This window comes from Pedobacter sp. 01T416_2, assembly GCF_056398925.1.
In genome coordinates, this window is sequence record NZ_JBFTQI010000605.1 from 1 (window position 1) to 3,742 (window position 3,742).

General features: G+C 42.0%; 3 protein-coding genes. All 3 read right to left on the reverse strand.

Annotated features, from left to right (window positions below; translation table 11 throughout):
• A partial coding sequence (locus AC1DPQ_RS21090; protein ID WP_477610771.1) for a PorV/PorQ family protein occupies positions 1-737 on the reverse strand: 737 nt, incomplete at its 3' end.
• Positions 738-1,548: 811 nt separating this feature from the next.
• The gene (locus AC1DPQ_RS21095; RefSeq protein ID WP_477610772.1) at positions 1,549-3,108 is read right to left on the reverse strand and encodes a sulfatase-like hydrolase/transferase; all 1,560 of its coding nucleotides are present in this window, start codon (positions 3,106-3,108) and stop codon (positions 1,549-1,551) included.
• Between the two features lie 240 nt (positions 3,109-3,348).
• The coding region (locus AC1DPQ_RS21100) for a RagB/SusD family nutrient uptake outer membrane protein (RefSeq protein ID WP_477610773.1) at positions 3,349-3,742 on the reverse strand (394 nt) is incomplete at its 5' end.

Here is a 3,742-nt window from a genome sequence, read left to right on the forward strand (position 1 = left end):
GTGACTGCAGAGCCCAGTTTCAGCTCAGTAGGCAGAAAATATGGTGTTCCGGTATCGCTATAGCTCATTTTTGTCCCGATGTTGGATATATTTACCCCCATCGACCAATCTGCAGGCCCTCCGAACAACATCACCCCGGTACGGTAGATCCCAGATATATCGGCTGCCAAGGCTCTTCCCGGCCCGGCCTGTACCCCTGAAGTTGTCATCCCTGTAAACAGGCTGCTATTGATGAAACGGATACTGCCACCCAGTGCGAATTCTTTTCCAAAACTCCTCGCATAACTGATATCGGCCGCAAACTCTGTTGGGCGGGCCGTTCCCAATCCCTGTGCGTTATCATCGGTAAGGCTAACTGCGCCCATAGAAAAATACCTCAAAGAAGCCCCTATGGTATTGCGTTCGTCCAACTTGTGGTAGCTGCTCAGGTAGGCAAGGTTCATATCCGGCACCAGATTCCTCATCCACGGGGTATAGGTTAAACCTATTCCTGTTGATCCCAAAGGCAGATAGGCCATCGATGCGGCATTAATGGCCGCCGAATGCGCATCAGCCTCAACCGCTACCCCGGCATTGCCCATGCCAGCAATGCGGGCACCCGGCGTGATCCGTAAAAAGGGAGCTGCAGCGATCAGGCTGCTAGATCTGGTATCATTGTCGATTTTTCCTGTCTGCTGGGCATCTGCCTCCTTAACAACTAAAGTTAGCAGGGCCAAAAGAAAAAATATTCTGTTCATCGGTTATGAGTTAAAATCTTCAGTTTACTATCAAAAAATAACCATCATTTCTGCTGCTATCAATCCTGTTAGTTCTACATCAGCCAGATTAATCCAGCTGGATATCGATGACTAACATCTTAAGCTAAAAAGCTGCAAAAAATGGAATTGTCCACCGTCAATGATATTATTGCATACATTGATTTCAGGCAGGCCCTTTCCTTCATGAGGTCACATTTCGTAAAAACTGGTTTATTGGTTAGTTTGGTTATATTGTAAAATTGTATAATCACAAAAATATTACATAGCGAAAATCTTAAACAAATAGGGGGAAAATCTTAAAAACAAGGCCTTTTTTATCACTTTATCAACAAGTTAGCCTATCAAGGCATCTAAAAGAGGGATCAACTACAATCAAAAAGGAAAGCTTTAAGAAAAGGGACAAAAACCAAGGCTCGAGCAGCAGCACGCCCATACAAAACAAAAAACTTAAAATGGAAAACAATTCTTACTGACAAAGACTCAAACCCAAGCCCTTCCATCAACATATCGGTAATGCTCAGAATCCGATATAAATAACCAAAAAAGCATCAAAGAATTGATGACACAACTAGCTGGATATCCACCGAAAAAGAAGATAAATTGCTAAATTTAATAGTTAAAGCCCTAGTTAGGCCGGCATTAGACAAATTACATGGAAAAGAAAGCAATTAGCTAGCTAGGTATCAGTGACAAAAAACAGGATGAAAATTCGATCGAACGCCAAAGGCCCGTAACGGATCATTATCGAATTCAATAAATCATCTGATAGACGCCATAGATTTAAAATAGGCTATCTCACTGCTTTGACATCCCGATCATCATTAAACCAACCATTATTTACATCGCCATCACATTTTTCAATTAATATCTTTTTTAAAGCCTCTACTTTACCTGGCTGTTGCTGCACAAGATTATGTTCTTCTTTATAGTCATCGGGCAAATAATAGAGCTGATAAATTTTCTTTGCCGCAAGGAACCGGAGCTTCCATCCGTCATTAGTGATCAATGCCGGGCCCATGGGCGATGCGAATGCAATGGCATCATGTTCTGCTTCATTTTTCTTGCCTTTTAAGGTTGATAAGAACGAAACGCCATCTTTTTTATCTTTTGGCTTTATATGCAACAATTCTGCTATGGTTGCCATAAAATCGTAATTGCCCACTAATTGCTGCGACACTACATTCTGTTTAAAATACCCCGGCCAACTTACAAACAAAGGGACTCTGGCACCGCCTTCCCAATTCATACGCTTTAAGCCTGCCATACCATTATTGCCATCAAAAACATCGCCACCAATATTGCTATAAAATTTTTCGGTAATGTTATCAAATCCCTTTCCGGTCTGCATGTTCCTATAGGGTTTCTCTACACGACCTTTGTAGCTATAATACAGTTCATGGCCATTATCTGAAGAAAAAACGATAATGGTATTTTTATCCAGTCCCGTTTTTTTCAACTCATCCATAATTATCCCTACATTATCGTCCAGCTTCTTAAGCATAGAAGCATATTCTTTTTCAATCTGCGTCAGTTTGTTGTTAAAAACAAAATCAGGATGAATAGCCGGGATAGACACCGGGCCGTGAGGCAATTGCGTAGGATGATAAAGAAAGAAGGGTTTGTTTTTGTTCTGATGGATAAACGAAAGTATCTTATCTAAAAACAGATCCTGTGAATAAACCGTTTTCCCCTCCATGTTCCAGCGTTCTTTTTCTCCTTCTTCCGAGCCCCATTCGCCAGTCTTGCCCGCATCGGGCCTGGTATTGCCCGGAACAGAAATCATTTTACCGTTTTCATGCAAAAACATAGGATAAAAACCATGGCATTGCTGATGGTCGTAATAACCATACCAGTAATCCCATCCGTGTTTTTTCATCTGATTGGTAGTGGTTACAAAACCGTAATCCAGTTTCCCTATTTCGCCAGTAATATACCCAGCCTGTTTAAACAACTGGGGTAAATAGGTAATGTCGGGTTCACCGCCAACGATGCTATCTACTTTAGCCTGTGCCCGCTCATCCGACAATAAACCTTTCGCTACCTTTTCATAAATACCCGCCTGGGTCAGTATATATTTTCCTTTTCGGCAATCGCTATAACCCGTGATCAAACTGGCCCGGGATGGCGCACAATAAACACCTGCGTAGGAACGGTTAAAGCTTACGCCCTGTTTTGCAATCTTATCAATATTCGGTGTCTTTACGATTTTCTGTCCGTAATAAGATAGCATTCCACGCCCCATATCATCAGCAAGGATATAAATAACATTGGGTTTTGATATGGCCGCATTTTGTGCGCTGGCCATAAATCCAAGTACGGAAAACAAAATATAAAAGGTGATTTTCTTCATTTCTCTTAATAATTTATATTGCTACCTAATGAATAGAACAGCATTCTTCTTCTATCTTTTAAATCATTGGAGATGCGATTGCGCTGATATCATAAAAGAGGGTGTATCATAAAGGCGATTTCACCTCAGATGCTGTCATGTTGAGCCTGTCGAAACACCTTAGAGGGCATTTAAACAGGTCCTTCGACAGGCTCAGGATGACAATTCTATATTTATGATACAACCTCTTTTATCGCTGAGCTACCAGCCTGGGTTTTGTTTAATGTTTGGATTAAGCGCAATCTGCGCAGTGGGGATCGGGTACAAATAATATTTGTCCAACCATCCTTTTCCTCCTGCTATAGGATCATCCCAAACATAGCACCTGCCAGCATCTTTTCCGGCAGTAACAAACTTGAGTGAAGACGGCAACCCACCCTGCCAGGAGGAAGCGAGTCTTGCGCCCAAGGGCTGAACATTGATGAAATAATCTGCCTTCTTCCATCTCCTTACATCATGAAAACTAAAACCTTCCCCCATCAGTTCAACCATTCTTTCTCTTCTTATTTCCCAAAGTAGCGGTTGCACCGAAGGATCGCGTAAAGGGTCAAAAGACGAATTAATGTCAGCCACGACCATTTTACCGACATTTACG

What these genes read in the sequence shown, in the direction of transcription:
- AC1DPQ_RS21095 (WP_477610772.1), bottom strand. Translation starts at nt 3,108, where the DNA reads ATGAAGAAAATCACCTTTTATATTTTGTTTTCCGTACTTGGATTTATG.